This is a genomic window from Serratia sp. ME47 (assembly GCF_903970925.1).
Lineage (GTDB): Bacteria > Pseudomonadota > Gammaproteobacteria > Enterobacterales > Enterobacteriaceae > Serratia > Serratia ureilytica.
Genome location: NZ_CAJCKE010000014.1, coordinates 93606 through 114666, shown reverse-complemented (window position 1 = coordinate 114666; position 21061 = coordinate 93606). Strand labels below are relative to the sequence as shown.

Genomic DNA, 21061 nt, shown 5'->3' with positions numbered 1-21061 from the left:
TGTTGTCATGATTGATTCGCCCCGCGTGTGTATTCAGGTTCAGAGCATCTATGTGGAATCACAGTCGATCCCTGAAGAAGAGCGTTACGTCTTCGCCTATACCATTACCATCCGCAATCTGGGGCGGACCAACGTGCAACTGCTGGGCCGTTACTGGCTGATCACCAACAGCAACGGCCGCCAAACCGAAGTCCAGGGCGAAGGCGTGATCGGCGAACAGCCCGTCATTCCGCCCGGTGGAGAGTTTCAGTACACCAGCGGCGCCATTCTGGAAACGCCGCTGGGCACCATGGAAGGCCATTACGAAATGGTTGACCATCAGGGTCAGCCGTTCCGCACCGCTATTCCCGTGTTCCGCTTAGCCATTCCAACGCTGATCCATTAATTATGTCGACATACCTTATCGGCGACGTTCACGGCTGTTTCGATGAACTGAAGTCGCTGCTGGCTCAGGTTGCGTTCGATCCCGAGCGCGATCAACTGTGGCTGACCGGCGATCTGGTGGCGCGCGGCCCCGCCTCGCTGGACGTGCTGCGCTATGTGCGCTCGCTCGGCCCGGCGGTGCGCATGGTGCTGGGCAACCACGATCTGCACCTGCTGGCGGTTTACGCCGGCATCAGCCGCAACAAACCCAAAGATCGCATCACGCCGCTGCTGGAAGCGCCGGACGCCGACGAGCTGATCAACTGGCTGCGCCGCCAACCGGTGCTGCAGGTGGATGATGAGCAAAAGCTGGTGATGGCCCACGCCGGCATCACCCCGCAGTGGGACATCGACACCGCGAAAATGTGTGCGCGCGAAGTGGAGGCGGTATTGAGCAGCGACAGCTATCCGCTGTTCCTCGACGCCATGTACGGCGACATGCCGAACAACTGGGCGCCGGAGCTGAGCGGCCTGGCGCGCCTGCGTTTCAGCACCAATGCGCTGACGCGCATGCGCTACTGCTTCCCCAACGGTCAGCTCGACATGATCTGCAAAGATGCGCCGGGCAGCGCGCCGGCGCCGCTGAAACCGTGGTTCGAGCTGCCGCGCCTGGTGGACCCGGAATACACCATCATCTTCGGCCACTGGGCCTCGCTGGAAGGCAAGGGCACGCCGGAGGGCGTGATCGGGCTGGATACCGGCTGCTGCTGGGGCGGCGATCTGACGATGCTGCGCTGGGAAGACCGCCGTTACTTCACGCAGCCCGCCAATCGCGGCGAAGCGCCTGACCACGCCGGCAGATTAGCCGCATCCTGAAACGATAAAGGCGGCCCGGTGGCCGCCTTTGTTCTGTATTGCCGCCTTACGCCCCAATCACTCCGCCATCTTCACGCGTGATCATCAACACCGATGAACGCGGGCGCGGGCTGTTGTTCGGGAAGTGCGAGTCGCCTTCTTCTCCGGGATGCTGTACGTTGACGAACATCGTCTTGTAGTCCGGGGTGAAGGTGATGCCGGTCAGTTCGCAGGACTTCGGCCCCACCATGAAACGGCGGATCTCGCCGCTGACCGGATCGCCCACCAGCATCTGGTTGTTGCCCTGCCCGACGTAGTCGCCCTTGTTGCTGTACTTGCCGTCGGTGAGGATCCACAGACGGCCGGCGCGATCGAAGCCCAGCCCGTCCGGGCTGTTGAAGGTGTTTTCCGCCGTGATGTTCGGCGTGCCGCGGTTGACGCCTTCGGGGTGGGCAATCGGGTTGCCGCACAGCGCATAGATGTCCCAGGCGAAGACGTCGGCGGTGGCGTCGCCGCCCTCGTCCCAGCGAATGATTTGGCCGTAGATATTGTTCGGTCGCGGGTTGGCGGCGTTCAACGGCATCCCTTCCTCGCCGCGCTTGCTGTTGTTGGTCAGCGTGCAGTACGCACGCCCGTCATGCGGGTTCACCGCGATCCACTCCGGGCGATCCATTTTGGTGGCGCCGACCTGCTGCGCCGCCTTACGGGCGAAGATCAGCACTTCGGCCTCATCGCGGAAACCGTTCTCCGGCGTCAGGCCGTTCTTGCCGAACTCAAGCGCAATCCAGCGCCCTTTGCCCTTCAGCGGCGTGCCGGCTTCATCGCCGTCGAACTGCGCCACGTACAGCGTCCCCTCATCCAGCAGCGTACGATTGTTGGCCGGATTGGCGGCGTTGACCACGCCTTTGGAGACGTACTTATAGATATGTTCGCCGCGCTCGTCGTCGCCCATATACACCACCAGACGGCCGTCTTTGGCCACGGTCACCGCCGCGTTTTCATGTTTGAAGCGGCCGAGCGCGGTGTGCTTGATGGGCGTCGAGGTCGGATTCAACGGATCGATCTCGACAATCCAGCCGTGACGGTTGAATTCGTTGGGATTCTTCGCCACATCAAAACGCTCGTCATAGTCCGGCCAGTTGCGTTCCGGTTCGCTGACCTTCAGCGTGTAGCGCTTCTGTTCCGGCGTGGTTCGATAATCGGCCTGACGGGTGCCGAAATAGGTGTCGAAGTTTTCCTCGCAGGTCAGGTAGGTACCCCACGGCGTCTTGCCGTTGGCGCAGTTGCCGAAGGTGCCCAGCACCTTGCGGCCGCTCGGATCGGCGGCGGTCTGCAACAGCGGATGTCCGGCGGCCGGACCGCTGAATTGCATCTCGCTGTTGGCGGTGATGCGGCGGTTATAGCGCGACGGGCGCTCCACCTCCCAGCGCTGGCCGTCGCCGACCCGCTTGACCGCGACAATGGAGACGCCGTGCGCCGCCTGCGATTTGCGCACCTCTTCCAGGCTGGTGGCCTTGGCGCCGCCGTGGGCGAACAGGTACTGCTCGTTAACGTATTCGTTATTGATGGCCATCACGCCGTGATTGTCATCGATAGGGAAAAAGCTCATGCCATCGTTGTTGTCGCCAAACTGTTTTTCCTGATCGGCGGCGCTGTTGTTGCCCTGCGGATCGAAGGCCGGCGCGCCGTCCACCAGCGGCTCGCCCCAGGAGATCAGTACCTCGGCGCGGTAGCCTGGCGCTATCGTCACTTCATCGGCGGTAGACGCGGCGATGCCCCGGAAGCCCAGCAGCGTGTTCGGCGGCAGATCCTCGGCTAACGCCTCGGCGGAGACCGACCAGATGCCGCCGCCGAGAAAACCGGCCAGGCCGACGGCGCCGGCGCTGCCGAGCAGCAGCTTGCGGCGAGTGGGATCGATCAGGCGGTCGGCGTCTAATTGCTCAAGTTGCTTGGTCATAACGTGGTTACCTTTTTAGTTATGGCGCCGCGGTCAAGATTCACCAGAGTTGCCGTGGCGCTCGGAGTTGGGCTTCATACTAATCAGGTAATGTGACGGAAAGGTTACGAATGACCGGCGCAAAAAGACCGGGGGCGCAATTGCTTGCGCCCCCGGGGATGACTGGCTAACGCGCTGAGATCAGCGGCGCTGCAGGATTTCGAAGCAGTAGCTGTGCGAGTTCAGATCGTCGGCGTCGTGGAATTCGCTGAACGTGGTTTCCCACTCGTCCGGCTCGTAATCCGGGAAGTGAGTATCGCCGCCGACTTCGGCGTCGATGTGTGTCAGGTACAGGCGATCGGCGCGCGGCAGCAACTGGGTATAAATGCGCCCACCGCCGATCACCATCACTTCTTCCACCTCACCCGCGGCGGCCAGCGCCTCATCCAGCGAGGTCACCCAGGTCACCCCGGCGGCATTGCCCGGGCGGCTGCTCAAAACGATATTGTGACGGCCCGGCAGCGGGCGGCCGATGGACTCGAAGGTCTTGCGGCCCATAATAACCGGCTTATTCAACGTGTTGCGTTTAAACCACGCAAGGTCCGCCGGCAGGTGCCACGGCATGGCGTTTTCCATGCCAATAACGCGATCCGCCGCCAAGGCAGCGATCAGGCTGATAATCATTGTTTAACCCTGTGTAGGCAGCAAAATTGGTGACACTATACGTAAAGGCCTGAGTGCCGTCGATAGGCTAATCAAGCAAGATGAATATATAAGATAGCTCTTATCAGCATATCTAATAACCAACGTTCTTTTGCCGGGGAATTTCACACGCCGGGGCGTTTGCGGTACAACCACAGGCCCGGTAACGACAGGCCGATCGACAACGCGCCGACGATGAAACTGGCCTTGAGGAAGTTGGTGATCATGGTCTCCATCAAAGCCTCGCTGTAGCCCAGATGCGAGATCTCCACCACCGTTATCATCGCGGTATAGGCGGAAATGCCGGGGAACATCGGGATCACCGCCGCCACGGTGAACACCTTCGGATGCGCCAACAGCCAGCGCGACCAATAGATACCGATGATGCCGATCAGGATCGCCGCCAGCAGCGACGCCCACTCGATGTTCATGCCCACGTGCATCATCAGCATGCGCGAGCCGCGCCCGATTGCCCCGAGCAACGCGCAATAGCGCAGCGCGCGCAGCGGCACGTTGAACACCATGGCGAAGCCCAGCGCCGGCACCGCCGCCAACAGCATCTCCTGCAACAATGCCCACAGCAGACTCATGACCACCCCCGCAGATCCCACAGCGACATCGCCATCACCACGCCGATACAGGTCGCCAGCGTCAACAGGCTGGCCATCGCCCAGCGCGCCAGCCCGGTGTTGACGTGCCCCTTGAACATGTCGGCCACCGCGTTGATCAGCGGGAAGCCCGGCACCAGCAGCAGCACGCTGGCGGCCATCGCCACGCTCGAGGTCTCTTTAAACACCGGCAGGCGCAGCAGCAGCCCGGATATCGACGTCGCGACAAACGCCGTCAGGCAAAAATTGATCAGCGGATTCATATGGCGGGCAGTGAGGATCTGGCGCACCAGCATCGCCGCGCCGCTGGCGATAAAGGTCACCAGGAAGGCGTCGCCGCCGCCGCCGTTGAGCATGCTGAAACACCCGCAGGACAACCCCACCATCAGCACCACCAGCCAGCGCGGATAGCGCAGCGGCCGGATCTTTTCGAAGCGCCGCGCCACGTCGTGCGTATCCGCCAGGTGATGCTCGGCGAGGATCACGATATGCTGCACTTCCGTCACCACCTGCATATTGATGCCGCGATCGACATTCTTGCGGGTCGTGGTCAGGCAGGCGCCGTGGCTGAGGGTGGTCAACACCACCGCATTGGCGGAGATTGAACTTTCCACGCTGTCCATCCCCAGCGCCAACCCCAGGCGGGTGGACAACTGCTCCACCACCGTGCTCTCGGCGCCGTGCTGCAACAGCAGCAGCGCGCATTGAATGCACAAGCGGGTGATTTCACGCTGTTGCCGGTGCGGTTCCGGCCTGTCTGTGGCGGTAGTCTGCTGCATGGTGCTCCGTCGCTGGCGATAGATGAATTATTATCATAGAGCCTAACAATACCTCATTGGGTTGATGCGCATCAGAGGAAGCGGCGTTATTATCGCCAACATACTGCCTTTTGCGCGAGACGCCTCCCATGCTTGAAACTTCACTGTTCGTCGCCGGCATTGCCGCCCTCGGCATGCTTTCCCCCGGCCCGGATTTTTTCCTGGTGATCAAAAACGCCGCCCGCTACCCGCGTCTGGCCGCCATGATGACCGCCTTCGGCGTGATCTGCGGCGTCGCCACCCACATGTCCTACTGCGTCGCCGGGCTGGCGGTGGTGATCACCACCACGCCGTGGCTGTTCAACCTGCTGAAATACGCCGGGGCGGTCTATCTGGTGTGGATCGGCATCCAGGCGCTGCTGTCGCGCGGCGGCGGCAAAATGAACGTCAGCAATCTGCCGCAGCAACAGGTCAGCCTGAAGAGCGCCTTTGCGCAAGGCTACCTGTGCAACCTGCTGAACCCGAAAGCCACCCTGTTCTTCCTGGCGGTCTTCACCCAGATGTTGCAGATCGATTCCGGTCTGGGTGACAAGCTGTGGTACGCGGGGATTATTCTCGGCCTGTCGGTCATCTGGTGGCCGCTGCTGGTGTTTTTGATCCAGAGCGGGCCGGTGCGCCGCGGGCTGGAAAAGACGCAGAAGATCGTCGACAAATTGCTGGGCGGCATGTTGATCGCCTTAGGCATCAAGGTCGCGCTGAGCTAAGCAAAAAAGGGGCGCCATCACGGCGCCCCTCCCCTTATCCTTTGGCTTCCACCACTTCGTCTTCCGGCGCCTTGCCGTCGATACTGCCGCGCCAGCCGGTCTGCTGCACCCGCGCCAGCCGATTCTGATCCTGCTCGATGGCCGCGCTGAGCATCTCCTTGGCCCGCTGCAGGCTGGCGATACGGAATTCAGTATCCTGGTAATTATCCAGCGTATCTTCCAGCATCTTCAGGTTATAGCGGCGGAAAGTGTCCGCTTTCTCGCGCGCCTCATAGGCGTCCAGCCCCAGCAGCTCCAGCGTTTCACGGCCGACGCGCAGCGAGCTTTCGAAGGTTTCGCGTTCCGGTTTTTCCACCCCCAGCTGCCGCAACTGATACCAATGATCGACGTCGCGCGCCCGCGCCACCACTTTCAGATGCGGGAAGTGCTGCCTGGCCAGCTCGGTTAATGCCAGGCTGTCCTCCACATCGTCGATGGCGTTGATCAGCACCTTGGCGTGAGCGGCGCCGGCCGCCTCCAGCAGATCGGCGCGCGTGGCGTCGCCGTAGAACACCTTGGTGTCGAATTTACGCAGCGTTTCGATATGGTCCGGATCGTGATCCAGTACCACGGTGTGCACGCCGTTGGCCAACAGTAAACGACCGGCGATCTGGCCGAAACGGCCGAAGCCGGCGATGATCACGCTGGCGTTCTCGTCATCAATGACATCAGCCGGGCGATCCTCTTTCGGCGCATTTTTCTCCAGCTGCGCGGCGATAACCAACAGCAGCGGGGTGGCCGCCATCGACAGCGCCACCGCCAGCGTCAGCGACTTGGCCCATTCAACCGGCAAGACGCCGGCCAGCTGCGCGGCGCTGAAGATCACGAAGGCGAACTCACTGCCCTGCCCCAGCAGAATGGCGAACAGGCCGCGCTGGCGCTTCGGCACCCCGAGCAGCGGGCCGATCAGCCACAGCAACGCCGCCTTGATCAGCATAAAGCCCAGCAGCAACGAGGCGATCAGCAACGGATGATGGAACAGCGTGCCGAAGTCGATCGACATGCCGACGCCGATGAAAAACAGCCCCAGCAGCAACCCTTTGAACGGCTGAATATCGCTCTCCAGCGCGTGGCGGTATTCCGAGCTCGCCAGCAGCACCCCGGCGAGGAACGCCCCCATCGCCATCGACAACCCGGCCATCTCCAGCAGGATGCCAAAGCCGAACACCAGGAATAGCGCCACGGCGCTGAACACCTCGCGCATGCCCGAACGGGCGACGAAGTGCAGCAGCGGGCGGGTGACGTAGCGGCCAAGCAGCACCACCATCGTCAACGCGCCCACCACTTTGGCCGCCGACAGTACGAAAGCGCCCAGCGTCGTGGTGGCGCCGCTGCTGGCCAGCAGCGGGATCATCGCCACCAGCGGGATCGCCGCGATATCCTGGAACAGCAGCACCGCAAACGCGCTGCGGCCGATCGGCGACGGCGTCAAATTGCGTTCGCTCATCGCCTGCATGGCGATGGCGGTCGATGAGAGCGCCAGCGTCAAACCGATCAGCAGCGCCACCTTCCAGTTGAGGCCGAGGAAGTAGCAGAAGGCGCTCAGCGCCAGGCCGCAGCCCACCATCTGAATGCTGCCGCCGCCGAACACCGAGGCGCGCAGCGTCCACAGCCGCTTGGGATCCAGCTCCAGGCCGATGATAAACAGCATCAGTACCACGCCGATCTCGGCGAAGGTCAGGATAGACTCGGCATCCGACACCAGCTTCAGCCCCCAGGGGCCGATAATGCAGCCGGCGATCAGGTAACCAAGCACCGAACCCAGCCCCAGGCGCACCGCAATCGGCACGAACAGCGCGGCGGAACCGAGATAGATCAGCCCCTCGATCATCATGTGGTGGTTATCCATGGCTGGCCTCCCGGGTTTCCGCTTCGGCATGTTCCATCAGGTAGTCGACCAACCGCTGCCGGTAGGCTTCGCCGGCGGCGATCAGCGCCGGTTCGTTGCAGGTAAAGGTGTTGTGCAGGGCGAAGTACGGCTGCCAGTTCATGCCGCAATAAATCGCCGTGGCCTGCAGCGGCTGCGCCAGCGCGGCGAAGTTGGGAAAATCGCCCAGTTCAAAATGGTGCTCGTCACCACCGCTGGTCACCGCCCACAGGCAGTCTTTGCCCACCAGCGCGTTGCCGTCGTGGCCATAGGCCCAGCCGTGCTCCAGCACTTTGTCGATCCACAGCTTCAACAGCGGCGGGAAGCTGTACCACTGCATCGGATGCTGCAGCACCACCATGTCGGCGCGCTCCAGCGCCTGTTGCTCGGCGTTGATATCGATATTGAAATCGGGGTACAGCTCATACAGCGAGCGCACCTCCACCTCGGGAAGATCCCTCACCGCCTGCAGCAGGCGGTGATTGGCATGCGAATGCCGGGGATACGGGTGAGCATAAATTATCAGAATCATTGTTATCGTCGTTCCTTCGTTCCTTGCCAATACACCAAGCATATACCAATCACACAGAGTGACAGTTTGCCCACTGATTGATAGCGGAAATTTTTAACGCCAGCCTACAAATTCACTGAATAAAAAAGGGCGCTGCATCTGCAGCGCCCTGGCGTAGCGTTCTCGCGCGGTTACTTACCAATACGCGCGTGCATTTCCTGCACCGATGTAACCTGCTCGGTCGGATCCGCTTTCAGCGCCATCGCGGTGGCGAAGCCGCCGTTCAGCGTGGTGTCGTAGTGCACCTTGTACTGCAGGGCGCTGCGGCGAATCAGCTTGGAGTCCTCAATCGCCTGACGGCCTGCCGTGGTGTTGACGATGTAGGTGTACTCGCCGTTCTTGATACGGTCCTGAATGTGCGGACGCCCTTCGTGCACCTTGTTGACCAGGCGCGGGTTGATGCCCGCTTCGCCCAGCACCACCGCGGTGCCGTGGGTCGCGTCCAGCTCAAAGCCCTGCTTCAGCAGGCTGGCGGCCAAATCGACCACGCGAGCCTTGTCGCCTTCGCGCACCGACAGCAGCGCGCGGCCCTGTTTCTTCATGCCCGAGTTGCTGCCCAGCATCGCTTTGGAGAAAGCTTCCGCGAAGGTGCGGCCCACACCCATCACTTCCCCGGTAGAGCGCATTTCCGGCCCCAAAATCGGGTCGACGCCCGGGAATTTGTTGAACGGCAGCACCACTTCTTTCACCGAGTAGTACGGCGGGATGATCTCTTCGGTCACGCCCTGTTCAACCAGCGTTTTGCCCGCCATCACGCGCGCGGCCACTTTGGCCAGCGGCACGCCGGTCGCTTTGGACACGAACGGCACGGTACGCGCGGCGCGCGGGTTAACTTCAATCAGGTAAACTTCGTTGTCCTTCACCGCGAACTGCACGTTCATCAGGCCGCGCACCTGCAGCTCGAACGCCAGTTTTTCCACCTGGCGACGCATCACGTCCTGAATTTCCTGGCTCAGGGTGTACGCCGGCAGCGAACACGCGGAGTCGCCGGAGTGCACGCCCGCCTGCTCGATGTGCTCCATGATGCCGCCAATCAGCACGCGCTCGCCGTCGCAGATAGCATCGACGTCCACTTCCACCGCGTCGTCCAGGAAGCGGTCCAGCAACACCGGCGCATCGTTGGACACGCTGACCGCGGTCTGGAAGTAGCGGCGCAGGTCGGTTTCATCATAGACGATTTCCATCGCCCGGCCGCCCAGCACGTAGGAAGGACGCACCACCAGCGGATAACCGATGCCCGCCGCCTTCTCGACCGCCTGCTCGATGGCGGTGACGGTGGCGTTGGCCGGCTGCTTCAAGCCCAGGCGGTTGACCGCCTGCTGGAAGCGTTCGCGGTCTTCGGCACGGTCGATGGCGTCCGGGCTGGTGCCGATGATCGGCACGCCTGCGGCTTCCAGCTCGCGCGCCAGCTTCAGCGGGGTCTGGCCGCCGTACTGCACGATAACGCCTTTCGGTTTCTCGATGCGCACGATTTCCAGCACGTCTTCCAGGGTCACCGGCTCAAAGTACAGGCGGTCCGAGGTGTCGTAGTCGGTGGAGACGGTTTCCGGGTTGCAGTTGACCATGATGGTCTCGTAACCGTCTTCACGCAGCGCCAGCGAAGCGTGCACGCAGCAGTAGTCGAACTCGATGCCCTGGCCGATACGGTTCGGCCCGCCGCCCAGCACCATCACTTTCGGCCGGTCGTTGGTCGGGTTGGACTCGCACTCTTCTTCATAGGTGGAGTACATGTAGGCGGTGTCGGTAGCGAATTCCGCCGCGCAGGTGTCCACGCGCTTGTACACCGGGTGCAGGCCGTGGCTGTGGCGCAGCTTGCGAATTTCGCTCTCGGCGACGCCGGCCAGCTTGGCCAGACGCGCATCGGCGAAGCCCTTGCGCTTCAACGTGCGCAGGAAGTCTTTGTCCAGGCCGTTGATGCCCGCTTCTGCCACCTGCTCTTCCAGGCGCACCAGCTCTTCAATCTGCACCAGGAACCAGCGATCGACGTTGGTCAGGTTGAAGACGCCGTCGACCGACAGACCGGCGCGGAAGGCGTCGGCGATGTACCAGATGCGGTCGGAACCAGCGTCTTTCAGCTCGCGGCGGATTTTGGTCAGCGCTTCCGGATCGTCCAGGCTCACTTTCGGATCGAAGCCGGTGGCGCCCACTTCCAGACCGCGCAGCGCTTTCTGCAGCGACTCCTGCTGAGTGCGGCCAATGGCCATCACTTCGCCGACCGACTTCATCTGGGTAGTCAGGCGATCGTTGGCGCCGGCGAACTTCTCGAAGTTGAAGCGCGGGATCTTGGTCACGACGTAGTCGATGGACGGCTCGAACGACGCCGGGGTGCGGCCGCCGGTGATGTCGTTCATCAGCTCATCGAGGGTATAGCCCACCGCCAGTTTGGCGGCGATCTTGGCGATCGGGAAGCCGGTGGCTTTCGACGCCAGCGCCGAAGAGCGCGACACGCGCGGGTTCATCTCGATGACGATCAGGCGGCCGGTTTTCGGGTTAACCGAGAACTGCACGTTGGAGCCGCCGGTTTCAACGCCGATCTCACGCAGCACCGCCATCGAGGCGTTGCGCATGATTTGGTATTCCTTATCGGTCAGGGTCTGGGCCGGCGCAACGGTGATCGAGTCGCCGGTGTGGATGCCCATGGCGTCAAAGTTTTCGATGGAGCAAACGATGATGCAGTTGTCGTTCTTATCACGCACCACTTCCATCTCGTACTCTTTCCAACCGATCAGCGATTCGTCGATCAGCAGCTCGTTGGTCGGCGACAGGTCCAGACCGCGTTCGCAGATCTCTTCGAACTCTTCGCGGTTGTAGGCGATGCCGCCGCCGGTGCCGCCCATGGTAAAGGAAGGACGGATGATGCACGGGAAGCCGACGTCAGCGGCTACCGCCAGCGCTTCTTCCATGGTGTGCGCGATGCCGGAACGCGCGGTATCCAAACCGATTTTCTTCATCGCCACGTCGAAACGGCGGCGGTCTTCGGCCTTGTCGATGGCATCGGCGGTCGCGCCGATCATGGTGACACCGAACTCGGCCAGCACGCCCTGACGCTCCAGCTCCAGCGCGCAGTTCAGCGCCGTCTGACCGCCCATGGTCGGCAGAACCGCATCCGGACGCTCTTTTTCGATGATCTTGCGCACCACTTCCCAGTGGATCGGCTCAATGTAGGTCGCATCGGCCATTTCCGGGTCGGTCATGATGGTCGCCGGGTTGGAGTTGACCAGAATGACGCGGTAGCCCTCTTCGCGCAGCGCTTTACACGCCTGGGCGCCCGAGTAGTCGAACTCACACGCCTGGCCGATAACAATCGGGCCAGCGCCGAGGATCAGGATGCTTTTTATGTCTGTACGTTTTGGCATTTTTTACTGCTCCTGATTATTTGGCGTTAGAACGGTAAGTCTCAATCAGTTCGATAAAGTGATCGAACAGCGGCGCGGCGTCGTGCGGGCCTGGGCTGGCTTCCGGGTGCCCCTGGAAGCTGAACGCCGCCTTGTCGGTGCGGTGAATGCCCTGCACCGTGTGGTCGAACAGCGATTTGTGCGTCACGCGCAGATTCGCCGGCAGGTCGTTTTCATCGACGGCGAAGCCGTGGTTCTGCGCGGTGATCATCACCGTGTTGTTGTCCAGATCCTTCACCGGGTGGTTGCCGCCGTGGTGGCCGAGCTTCATCTTCATGGTTTTCGCCCCGCTGGCCAGCGCCAGCAGCTGGTGACCCAGACAGATGCCGAACACCGGAATGTCGGTTTCCAGGAACTGCTTGATGGCGGCGATGGCGTAGTCGCACGGCTCCGGGTCGCCCGGGCCGTTGGACAGGAAGATGCCGTCCGGATTCATTTTCAGCACCTCGTCGGCCGGGGTCTGCGCCGGCACCACGGTCAGGCGGCAACCGCGATCCACCAGCATGCGCAGGATGTTGCGCTTGGCGCCGTAGTCGTAAGCCACCACGTGGAACGGCAGTTCCGCGGCGGTTTTGGCTTCCGGCAGGTCGCCTTCAAGCGTCCAGCTGCCTTGCTGCCAGCTGTAGGCCTCTTGAGTGGTGACCTCTTTCGCCAAATCCATGCCCTTCAACCCCGGGAAACCTTGCGCCTTGGCCAGAGCCAGCGCGGCATCCGGCGAATCGGCGGCGACGATGCAGCCGTTCTGGGCGCCTTTTTCGCGCAGCAGGCGAGTCAACTTACGGGTATCGATATCGGCGATCGCCACGATGTTGTGACGCTTGAGGTAGTCGGACAGGCTTTCTTCACTGCGGTAGTTGCTGGCGATCAGCGGGAGGTCACGAATGACGAGGCCTTGGGCGTGTACTGCGGAGGATTCTTCGTCGGAAGCATTGGTGCCGACATTGCCGATATGAGGATAAGTAAGAGTAACGATCTGGCGGGAATAGGAAGGATCAGTGAGGATTTCTTGATAACCGGTCATCGACGTATTGAAGACCACTTCCCCCACTGCCGTTCCCTCTGCCCCGATGGCCCGACCGTGGAATTGGGTTCCGTCTTCCAGAACCAATAGCGCTGACTTTATCAAAACATCCTCCGAGGAATAATCAATCACAATATTTGCATATTAATTCAGATATCGCGATCTAAATCAATGCAAAAACCGTCCGCGAGGCCAATTTTTGGCAAATTGGGCGCATTTTAATGATGAGTGTTCCGCTTGTCTACCCAAACCGCCATTTTTTGTTTTATTTTTGCAGTTCTCGATGCCCAAGCGGCTTGAGCTGCCATAAAAACACAGAAAACCGGGGCTGGAAAACGGTTGCGGGGAGGAATGACGGAAAACGGCGTCGGAATGGACCAAAAAAGACGCTAAAAAAGCCGACGGTGGAAAAAAAGCAGATAATTAGCAAGGTAAACATAAACAAATACCAGCCTTGACAATGAAACAACATCAAAACGATATTTATCATGTTAAAAAAAAGGACAATAAAATTATTGCCCTATTATCATAGCATTATGATCAACACAACCACATCACGATGGTATTCAGTTTAGTTATATCCGGTCCAAACTCAGCACGTCACGCATATCAAACAGACCTTTATCCCGACTCCGCAGCCAGGAAGCCGCGCGCACCGCGCCGCTGGCGAAAGTCATGCGGCTGGAGGCCTTGTGAGTGATTTCCACCCGCTCGCCGATGTCGGCGAACATCGCGGTGTGCTCGCCGACGATGTCGCCGGCGCGAATGGTGGCGAAGCCAATGCTCTTCGGATCGCGCTCGCCGGTATGGCCTTCGCGCGCATAGACCGCGCAGCTTTTCAGATCGCGCCCCAGCGCGCCGGCGATCGCTTCGCCCATGGCCAACGCCGTGCCCGACGGCGCATCCACTTTGTGCCGGTGGTGCGCCTCAACGATTTCGATATCGGTATAGTCGCCCATGACCTGCGCGGCCTTCTCCAGCAGTTTCAGCACCAGATTGACGCCGACGCTGAAGTTGGCGGCAAACACGATGCCGATATGCTGCGCCGCATCGCGGATCGCCTGTTTGCCGGCGTCATCGAAGCCGGTGGTGCCGATCACCATCGCCTTATGGTGCGCCACGCAAAATTCCAGGTAGCCCAGGGTGCTTTCAGGACGGGTGAAGTCGATCAAAATATCGAACTCGCTCGCCACTTTATCCAGACTGTCACTCACCTTGACGCCCAGCGCGCCGATGCCCGCCAGCTCGCCGGCATCAACGCCGACCAGGCTCGAGCCCGGGCGCGACAGCGCCGCCCCCAACACCACGCCTTCCGCCTGCTGCACCGCCTGGATCAATTGACGGCCCATCCGGCCGCCGGCGCCCGCAATCGCAATGCGGATTTGTGAATCTTTCATGCTTGCTCTCTTCTTGATGTAACGCGTATCCCATTAACCTATCGATTCAGGGTAACTGCCCCGCTGCGGCGCCGCCAGAGGATTCATTTCATAATTAGAAAATTATGATATTGCGCTTCTTTCATCAGCGGCGCTGTCGTGAGATTAACATTCAACCGATTTGGCGACCTGCGACGATTGTACATAATCATGCAGTTTTCATTGCAAGAAAATGCAGAAAAAAGGCGCCGAAAACGGCGCCTGAGGAACGGAGTGCGGCGGGGTCAAGCGGTAATGGCGGCCACTTCGTTGGCTATCGCCGTCAGCGCATCGTGGCGAGCATAGTCCTCCTGCACCAGCGCCGCGCGCCGGCGATAGATCGGCTGTTGCAGAATGCGCGTCGCTGCCGCCAGTATTTGTTCCGCGCTTGGCGTGCTGGTATGCAGACTGATGCCGCAACCGGCGGCCACCACGCGCGCGGCCGCCTCCAGCTTGTCCTCACCGGTGCCGGCGACAATCAGCGGCACGCCGCTGTCCAGCGCATAGTTGATCGAGCCGTAACCGCCGTTGGTGATCAAGAGCGCCGCCTGCGGCAACCAGTGTTCGAAGGAGATAAACGCCCGCACTCGGGCGTTGTCCGGCAATGCGTCCATCAGCCCTTCGGTCGCCCGCCCGCCGGTGGTGGCCAACACCCGCACCGGCAGATGCGCCAGCGCCTGCAGCGTCGGCACGATCAGCTGATGCAGATCGACATTGGCCAGCGTGCCCTGAGACACGATCACCAGCGGCCGACGATCGTCCTCCTCCCACAGCGCCTCTTCCGCGGCCGGTTGACCACCGCTGCGCAGCGGCCCGACGAAGCGCACGCCGCTCGGCAGGTCGTCGCGCTCATATTCCAGCGCCGTGGTGGCCAACTGCAGGAAACGCTCGCAGCCGCCGATCAACGCATCGGTAAACGGGCGATTCAGCGGCCGCCCGCCCGCTTGCACCAGCGCGGCATCAAAGCTTTGCTGCACCTCATCAAGCAACACCCGCGTCGCTTCATCCACCAATTGCTCGCGGGTCAGCGCCCGCGGCAGCAGCGCCGGCGGGATGCGCGGGCCATAGAAAATGGCGTCGCGCGAAGAATACGACAGCGGCGTGACGCCGATCCCGAAGACCGGCGGCCGTTCGGCGGACTGCAGCAGCGGCAGCACGCCGTAGAAGCAGTTCTCCACCATCAGCAGATCGGTCTTTTCGGCGGCGATGGCCGCACGCAGCTGACGATCCAACAGTGGGATCGGCGCGGCGAAGAAATCTTTCAGCGCCAGCGCCATCTGCGCATTGCCCGGCGGCAGCGCGGCGCGCTCGGGGAAATGCGCCTCCAGGTGGCGATAGTCGAAGTCCACCTGCGCGTCGAACGGCACGAAGCTCGCCCCAGCCGCTTCGGCGCGTTCGCGGAACAGCGCGCCGGTCATCACCCGCACCTGATGCCCTTGGGCGATCAGGTGGCGAGCGATGGCTAACATCGGGTAGACGTGCCCCGGAGTGGCGACCGCCGCCATCAGTATCCTTGCCATAATGCTCCTTTTAAGCTTCTGCGTTGGCCGGCTTCAGCGCCAGATTGGCGCACACCGGATTGCTTTGAATATGCACGCGCTGCAAATGACGCGCGGAACGGGCGGTAAAGCCCTCGCGACCGTGCAGCAGCGAGAAGTTGTCCGCGACCACCACGTCACCCTGTTGCCACTGGTGGGCATAATAGTGACGCGGATCGTACAGGTGCTGCTGCAGAGTACGGTGGAACTGTTCCTGCTGCTGCGCCGGCACGCCGTGATATTCCAGCGCATGCTGGTTGAGGAATTTTTTTCCCTCCGTCGGCGGTTCATTGTAGCGCATGATCAATCCTCTTCCGTTCGGGTGCTGCACCACCAGCGGCGAACAGACTTCGCCGCCGTAATGCACCACCTGCTTGATGCGGTAGGTGATAGACACCGACAGCCACTGCTCCAGCAACGCTTCGTCCGCATTGGCCAGCAAGCGCGTGGTGTCGACGAAGGTGGTACATCCGCCTTCGTCCGGCGACGGCGCCGCCACGCAGTGGAATAACTGGAACTCGGGGATGGTCGACTTATACATGCCATCCCAATGCAGCGGGACGTAGCTGCTGTCGAAGATATGATCCTTGGCGTCCGGATGTTCCTTCACGTCCAGCACCGCACCGAACGGCCACATCATGATCTCGCCCCACTGTTCGGCATAGCGAGTCAGGACTTCCGGCTCGCTGAAACCGGAGTCGAACCCGCGCAGCACCAGCAAGTGGTGCTCCTGCGCCAGCGCTCGCAGCGCCGCCACCGGCAGCTCGCTGACCTTTTGCCCCGGATGCTCCGGCGTCAGGATCGCGCCGAACGGGGTGTTCGGTTGAATGTGGCAATTAAGCGGTTGGTTGTTCATGGTGATTCTCCTTGCATCGAATGTGCTGCTCACACGGCAACGTGCCGTCAAAAAGGCGCCCGTCAGGATTTCGGGCGCAAAAGCATGCAGCGGCCTCAGGCCATCTGCGGTTGTTCGATCAGGTAATGGCTCGGCGTGCCGCGGATCTCAACCAACTCGCCGTCCAGGCTCTGCGCGTCTTTACGCTTCATCAGCACGAACTGGCCGTTCACGTTGGCCGCCACGCCATGCCACGGTGTCAGCCAGTCGTCTTTGGTCGGCATCATGTGGATGCCTATCTTCAGGCTGTCGGCCGGCTGCGGGTGAATCGACAGGCGGATCGCCGCCGGGAAATGCTGGGCCAGCAGGTTGCCCCAGGCCCAGCTGCGCTGGATAACGCCGCAGGCGCGCCGTTTGGCGTCTTTTTGCAGCGCGGCGTTGGAACCGCTGTAGCCCGGCAGGAGGCTGTCTTCATACAAGAAGCGCGTGATGGCGCGATACAGCATTAATCCCTGCTCGTCCTGCATCAGCTGACGCTTGATCGCCTCTTCCGATTCGGCATAACCGTCCACCAACAGCCGACGCAGCAGATCGTAGTCATCGGTATGCTCCGCCAGGCCTTTGACATCGCCAAGGTTGAACACGCTCAGGTGGGTTGCGCCCACTTCATGCAGCAGGCTTTCAATCTCACGTTGATAATGGTTGATCGCTTCGTCGCTGACGCGGATCAGATCGCCGAACACGTGGCCGTCGGAACAGATAACGATATGCGCGCCCGGCGGGTAATAGAGTTGAATGCGCTGGCACAGCGAGTTGAGGAAGATCAGCGACAGCCGCTCCGCCATGTCCGGCACCGCGCCTATCACCTTATTGGCGTTGGGTGACTTGGTCGGAAAAGCCGGCAGCACGAATTCGATGCGCTGGTCGTTTTCAATGAATGCCCGAATGCGCGGCAATTGCACCTGAGTGACCTGCCGCTCCTCTTCAGCCAGAGAAGCATCGTCGGCGATGAGGCGACGTCGATATTGCAATAATTCACGTAGGATTTTTAATGCTATCTCTTCTTTTTTCTGTGCGCTATCCACAATGAGCTCCTGTTGCGATGTGGCGCGGGTGTATTATTGGCAAGCGCAATAAGATTTATCAAAAAGAGATAAAGCGCATGCAAAATAATAATCAGCCCGGCGTTTATATGCTTCAGGCAATATAGGAAAGATGGTGCTATATTATTAGCCCGTATAACTCACAATCTAGGTTAAGTTGTGCTTAACAAACTATGAGCAATATTTTAAAACGCATGGCCATTTTCTCAAAAGTGGTCGATTGTGGCGCATTCAGCATGGCGGCAAAAGAATTGGGCATGACGACATCGGCCGTCAGCCAGCATATTCGCCAGCTGGAGGAACATCTGGGTATTCAATTACTGTTGCGATCGACGCGCTCATTGAGCCTGACCGAAGCCGGATTGTGCTTTTATGAAGATTGTCTGCTGATGATCCACGCCGCCGAGCGCGGGCAACAGCGGATCGCCGCGCTGCGCGGCGAGCTGGTCGGTGAACTGCGCGTCGCCACCTCGACCGAATTCGCCACCCATTATCTGGTGCCGGCGCTGCAGAGCTTCCTCGACGAACACCCGCGCATCACGCTGCGGTTGGAAATCCACGATGAGAGAATAGACCTCATCGCGCAACGCATCGATCTGGCGATACGCGGCGGCGCGCTGGCTGACTCCAGCTACGTCTCCACGCGGCTGGCGCGCTGCCGCGAAGTGCTGTGCGCCTCCCCGGCCTACCTGGCGAACTACGGGGTGCCGGATTCGCCGCAGGCGCTGACGCAACATCACTGGGTCACCTTTACGCCGCTCGGCAATCCGCAGTTTGTTCGCCTGATCCATCGCGACGGCGGCGAGCACCGCATGCGCATGACCGGGCGACTGTTCACCAACAGCGGCATGGCGATGAAGGAGCTGGCGCTGACCGGCAAAGGCATCATTCGCAATTTCTTCGCCAACGTCGAGCGAGAGTTGCGCAGCGGCGAGCTGATTGAAATATTGCCCGACTGGCGATTACCGGAAATTAATTGCTATGCCATTATGCCGCGACGGGAGATCCAGCCATTAAAAGTCCGGCGATTGCTGGAGCATATGAAGCTCTATTTAAAGGAGAAAGGATTAAACGACCTAGAACAGATTCGACAAGAATAAAATAAGAAACATCTGCAAGACCACTATTGTAATTATTGTAATCACGTTGACGACACCAGGCCCTATTTAGATTGCAGCCTAATGATATTCTATTTAATGACTTCATTCAGCCTATATAATTAATAGCGCCACCGCTATTTCAAATACTCAGAATAAATTTGGCTTTAGTTAGCAGAAAATTTGAATATGCTCAGCATTTTATTTTTAATGCCGTTGGCATTCCCAAAAAAAACGGGAAGCCTAAGCTCCCCGTTGTCATTCGCTCACGCACCTCAGTCAATCTGACGGACGTCCACGCGCAGCTCTTTCGGCACTTCGAACACGATGTTCTCTTCACGCCCGCTGATTTCATGCACGTCGACGCCGCCCAGCGCTTTCAGGCGAGAGATCACCTCCTGCACCAGCACGTCCGGCGCCGAAGCGCCGGCGGTGACGCCGATGTTGCGCGCTTCGCTCAGCCAACTTTCCTGAATATCCGCCGCCGAATCGATCAAATAAGCCGGTTTGCCCACGCGTTGCGCCAGTTCGGCCAGACGGTTAGAGTTGGAAGAGTTCTTCGACCCCACCACCAGCACCACGTCCGCATCGCCGGCCAGGTTACGCACCGCTTCCTGACGGTTGGTGGTGGCGTAGCAAATGTCATCCTTGCGCGGACCGATAATGCTCGGGAAGCGCTGACGCAGCGCATCGATCACGTCCGAGGTATCATCAACCGACAGCGTGGTCTGCGTCATGAAGCACAGGTTGTTTTCGTCTTTCACCTGCAGCTTCCACACGTCTTCCGGCGATTCGACCAGGTACATGCCGCCCTGCGGGTTGCTGTACTGGCCCATGGTGCCTTCCACCTCCGGGTGCCCGGCATGGCCGATCAGAATCGCTTCGGTGCCGCGGCGGCTGGCGCGCGCCACTTCCATATGCACCTTGGTCACCAGCGGACAGGTGGCGTCGAACAGCATGGTCAGATCGCGCGCCTTGGCTTCGGCGCGCACGGCTTGAGACACGCCGTGCGCCGAGAAGATCAGGATAGAGCCGTCCGGCACTTCGGCGATCTCTTCGATAAACACGGCGCCACGCTCACGCAGGCTGTCGACCACGTAGCGGTTGTGCACCACTTCATGCCGTACGTAGATCGGCGCGCCATACAGCTCCAGCGCGCGTTCCACGATGCTGATCGCACGATCAACCCCGGCGCAGAAGCCGCGCGGGTTAGCCAGCAATATTTGCATGCGTCTCCTCCTGCTGCGGATCGATCTCCAGCACTTCGATGTCGAAGGTCACCGGATGGCCCGCCAGCGGATGGTTGAAATCGACGGTGATCGAATCTTCCGCCACCGCGCGCACCACGCCCGGCATTTCGCTGCCGTCAATCGCGGTAAACAGCATGATGGTGCCCACGTCCGGCACGCCGGTTTCCGCGAAGTCGCGGCGCGAGAAGAACTGGACCAGATCCGGGTTCTCCGCGCCGAACGCCGCTTCCGGCTGCAGGGTAAAGGCGCGCTTGTCGCCCGCGCGCAGGCCGAGCAACTGCTCTTCCAGCGGCGCCGACAGGCTGCCGTCACCCAGGCGGAACAGCGCCGGTTTGCCGCTGCTGCGGGTGGATTCGGCGGTCGAACCGTCTTCCAGTTTCAGCGTAAAGTGAACCAGCACCGCGCTGTCACTGATAACCTGAGCCGTCATATTACTCACCTTTGCTCTTTGCGCCTTTGTTCGCCGGCGACAGGAAACCTTCCAGCACGATCATCGCCGCGCCCACGCAGATAAAGCTGTCCGCCAGATTGAAGGTCGGGTAGTGCCAGTCACCGACGTAAAAGTCGATGAAATCGACCACGAAACCGTGCCACAGGCGATCGAACAGGTTGCCCAACGCCCCGCCGATGATAAAGGCGTAGGCGATGTTGTTCAGCTTCTGTTGCGCCGCGCTGCGGTACATCATCACCAGCAGCACCGCGACGATGGCGATGGCGATGCCGGCGAAGAACCAGCGTTGCCAACCGCCATGATCGGCCAGGAAGCTGAACGCGGCGCCGTAGTTGCGCGCGTAAAACAGGTTGAACGACGGGATCAACGGCTGGGACTGGCCCAGCGTAAAGTTAGCGAGGATCCACTGTTTGCTGCCGAAATCCAGCGCCAGCACCGCCACTACAACCCACAGCCAACGCAGGCCGGTCGAACAAATTGGTTTACTCATCAG

Annotated in this window: 20 protein-coding genes; 4 read left to right on the top strand and 16 right to left on the bottom strand. The window is 60.6% G+C overall.

Annotated features, from left to right (window positions below; translation table 11 throughout):
* Positions 1 to 7: 7 nt before the first annotated feature.
* A complete protein-coding gene (apaG, locus tag H7A77_RS15405) occupies positions 8 to 385 on the top strand; it encodes a Co2+/Mg2+ efflux protein ApaG (protein ID WP_015376624.1) in 378 nt (125 codons plus the stop codon).
* A 2-nt stretch (positions 386 to 387) separates the two neighbouring features.
* Positions 388 to 1239 (top strand): bis(5'-nucleosyl)-tetraphosphatase (symmetrical) ApaH, encoded by an 852-nt coding sequence (gene apaH, locus H7A77_RS15400; protein WP_033641832.1) that lies wholly within the window; start codon positions 388 to 390, stop codon positions 1237 to 1239.
* A gap of 46 nt (positions 1240 to 1285) precedes the next feature.
* Here the strand turns inward: apaH and H7A77_RS15395 are convergent, their stop codons facing one another.
* From H7A77_RS15395 to H7A77_RS15380, 5 genes are all read right to left on the bottom strand, one after another.
* The gene (locus H7A77_RS15395; protein ID WP_370528330.1) at positions 1286 to 2968 is read right to left on the bottom strand and encodes a PhoX family phosphatase; all 1683 of its coding nucleotides are present in this window, start codon (positions 2966 to 2968) and stop codon (positions 1286 to 1288) included.
* A gap of 65 nt (positions 2969 to 3033) precedes the next feature.
* Complete coding sequence (locus H7A77_RS25750; protein WP_225735559.1) at positions 3034 to 3132, bottom strand: MYXO-CTERM sorting domain-containing protein; 99 nt, start codon at positions 3130 to 3132, stop codon at positions 3034 to 3036.
* A gap of 223 nt (positions 3133 to 3355) precedes the next feature.
* Positions 3356 to 3838, bottom strand: a complete 483-nt coding sequence (gene folA / locus H7A77_RS15390; protein WP_033637073.1) for a type 3 dihydrofolate reductase — start codon at positions 3836 to 3838, stop codon at positions 3356 to 3358.
* Between the two features lie 143 nt (positions 3839 to 3981).
* On the bottom strand, positions 3982 to 4446 hold the full coding sequence (locus H7A77_RS15385; protein WP_033651687.1) for a threonine/serine exporter: 465 nt from the start codon (positions 4444 to 4446) through the stop codon (positions 3982 to 3984).
* Complete coding sequence (locus H7A77_RS15380; RefSeq protein ID WP_033641829.1) at positions 4443 to 5243, bottom strand: threonine/serine exporter ThrE family protein; 801 nt, start codon at positions 5241 to 5243, stop codon at positions 4443 to 4445. The genes H7A77_RS15385 and H7A77_RS15380 overlap by 4 nt, the downstream gene beginning before the upstream one ends.
* A 128-nt stretch (positions 5244 to 5371) precedes the next feature.
* On the opposite strand from H7A77_RS15380, the gene H7A77_RS15375 reads away from it, so the two are divergent.
* Positions 5372 to 5986: a LysE family translocator gene (locus H7A77_RS15375; protein ID WP_182074375.1), complete on the top strand. Its 615-nt coding sequence runs from the start codon at positions 5372 to 5374 to the stop codon at positions 5984 to 5986.
* Between the two features lie 34 nt (positions 5987 to 6020).
* Here the strand turns inward: H7A77_RS15375 and kefC are convergent, their stop codons facing one another.
* The 8 genes from kefC to pvcA form a co-directional block, all read right to left on the bottom strand.
* Positions 6021 to 7874 (bottom strand): glutathione-regulated potassium-efflux system protein KefC, encoded by a 1854-nt coding sequence (gene kefC / locus H7A77_RS15370; protein ID WP_033651689.1) that lies wholly within the window; start codon positions 7872 to 7874, stop codon positions 6021 to 6023.
* Positions 7867 to 8424, bottom strand: coding sequence for a glutathione-regulated potassium-efflux system oxidoreductase KefF (kefF, locus tag H7A77_RS15365; protein ID WP_033641826.1), 558 nt, complete (start codon positions 8422 to 8424; stop codon positions 7867 to 7869). Before kefF ends, kefC begins: the two co-directional genes overlap by 8 nt.
* 170 nt (positions 8425 to 8594) lie before the next feature.
* A complete protein-coding gene (carB, locus tag H7A77_RS15360; protein WP_025301533.1) occupies positions 8595 to 11819 on the bottom strand; it encodes a carbamoyl-phosphate synthase large subunit in 3225 nt (1074 codons plus the stop codon).
* Positions 11820 to 11835: 16 nt separating this feature from the next.
* Entirely contained in the window at positions 11836 to 12984 is a 1149-nt protein-coding gene (gene carA / locus H7A77_RS15355; protein WP_071883584.1) for a glutamine-hydrolyzing carbamoyl-phosphate synthase small subunit, read from the bottom strand.
* Positions 12985 to 13454: 470 nt separating this feature from the next.
* Positions 13455 to 14276: a 4-hydroxy-tetrahydrodipicolinate reductase gene (dapB, locus tag H7A77_RS15350; protein ID WP_042783670.1), complete on the bottom strand. Its 822-nt coding sequence runs from the start codon at positions 14274 to 14276 to the stop codon at positions 13455 to 13457.
* 263 nt (positions 14277 to 14539) lie between these two features.
* Positions 14540 to 15799: a glycosyltransferase gene (locus H7A77_RS15345; protein ID WP_033641823.1), complete on the bottom strand. Its 1260-nt coding sequence runs from the start codon at positions 15797 to 15799 to the stop codon at positions 14540 to 14542.
* A gap of 25 nt (positions 15800 to 15824) precedes the next feature.
* Positions 15825 to 16688 carry a TauD/TfdA family dioxygenase gene (locus tag H7A77_RS15340; protein ID WP_147880099.1) on the bottom strand — a complete coding sequence of 288 codons (864 nt, stop codon included), beginning with the start codon at positions 16686 to 16688 and terminating at the stop codon, positions 15825 to 15827.
* A gap of 95 nt (positions 16689 to 16783) precedes the next feature.
* A complete protein-coding gene (pvcA, locus tag H7A77_RS15335) occupies positions 16784 to 17752 on the bottom strand; it encodes an L-tyrosine isonitrile synthase (protein ID WP_004932937.1) in 969 nt (322 codons plus the stop codon).
* A 191-nt stretch (positions 17753 to 17943) separates the two neighbouring features.
* Here pvcA and H7A77_RS15330 point away from each other — a divergent pair, with 191 nt between their 5' ends.
* Positions 17944 to 18870, top strand: coding sequence for a LysR family transcriptional regulator (locus H7A77_RS15330; protein ID WP_033641820.1), 927 nt, complete (start codon positions 17944 to 17946; stop codon positions 18868 to 18870).
* 272 nt (positions 18871 to 19142) lie between these two features.
* On the opposite strand, the gene ispH is transcribed toward H7A77_RS15330, so the two are convergent.
* Genes ispH through lspA form a run of 3 tightly spaced genes read right to left on the bottom strand, consistent with a single transcriptional unit; the run spans position 19143 to position 21058 of the window.
* Entirely contained in the window at positions 19143 to 20096 is a 954-nt protein-coding gene (gene ispH / locus H7A77_RS15325) for a 4-hydroxy-3-methylbut-2-enyl diphosphate reductase (protein WP_033641819.1), read from the bottom strand.
* Positions 20077 to 20547, bottom strand: a complete 471-nt coding sequence (fkpB, locus tag H7A77_RS15320; protein ID WP_016929135.1) for an FKBP-type peptidyl-prolyl cis-trans isomerase — start codon at positions 20545 to 20547, stop codon at positions 20077 to 20079. The genes ispH and fkpB overlap by 20 nt, the downstream gene beginning before the upstream one ends.
* A 1-nt stretch (position 20548) precedes the next feature.
* A complete protein-coding gene (lspA, locus tag H7A77_RS15315) occupies positions 20549 to 21058 on the bottom strand; it encodes a signal peptidase II (RefSeq protein ID WP_025301524.1) in 510 nt (169 codons plus the stop codon).
* Positions 21059 to 21061 lie beyond the last annotated feature (3 nt).